This window comes from Dietzia sp. HMSC21D01, assembly GCF_001815995.1.
In the GTDB taxonomy this organism is placed as follows: Bacteria; Actinomycetota; Actinomycetes; order Mycobacteriales; family Mycobacteriaceae; genus Dietzia; species Dietzia cinnamea.
This window is the reverse complement of record NZ_KV823951.1, coordinates 1-505: the sequence shown is the minus strand read 5'-3', so window position 1 is coordinate 505 and position 505 is coordinate 1. Positions and strand designations below refer to the sequence as shown.

Below are 505 nucleotides of genomic sequence, written 5' to 3'. Positions count from 1 at the left end.
GTCTTGAAAACCTTTAGGTTCTTAAGGCGCCTTCTCGACAGTTCAGCGACCACTGTATAGTTCAACATATGCTGACTGTTGCTTCTCGTGTGGATGTGATGAATCGGTTGGGGCGGGCGATGGCCGATCCGACGCGGTCCCGGATACTGCTGACGTTGCTGGAGCGGCCGGCCTATCCGGCGGAGCTGGCCCGGGACTTAGAACTGACGCGTTCGAACGTGTCGAACCATCTGGCGTGCCTTCGCGACTGCGGGATCGCGGTCGCCGTGCCCGAAGGCCGCCAGACCCGCTATGAGATCGCAGATCCGCACCTGGCGCAGTCACTAGCCTCCCTGGTCGAGGTCACCCTCGCCGTCAACGAGAACGCCTCCTGCCTGGACCCAGCCTGCTCAGCACCGGGTTGTTGCGACACGGGGTCGGGCGCGTGATCCTAACCTCGGCCTTGCAGGCGATCGGCCTGTTCATCGCCACCAACATCGACGACATCATCGTCCTCTCACTGTTC

The 505-nt window shown here is 61.8% G+C and carries 1 protein-coding gene and 1 pseudogene; both read left to right on the top strand.

The window, feature by feature from the left end:
* Positions 1 to 68 precede the first annotated feature (68 nt).
* On the top strand, positions 69 to 428 hold the full coding sequence (locus tag HMPREF3086_RS10660; RefSeq protein WP_070721788.1) for a Cd(II)/Pb(II)-sensing metalloregulatory transcriptional regulator CmtR: 360 nt from the start codon (positions 69 to 71) through the stop codon (positions 426 to 428).
* Positions 425 to 505, top strand: a pseudogene (locus HMPREF3086_RS18545) (cadmium transporter); the annotation flags it as partial. The gene HMPREF3086_RS10660 and the pseudogene HMPREF3086_RS18545, both read left to right, overlap by 4 nt.

Coding starts and splice junctions, on each gene's coding strand:
- HMPREF3086_RS10660 (WP_070721788.1), top strand. CDS start 69: ATGCTGACTGTTGCTTCTCGTGTGGATGTGATGAATCGGTTGGGGCGG.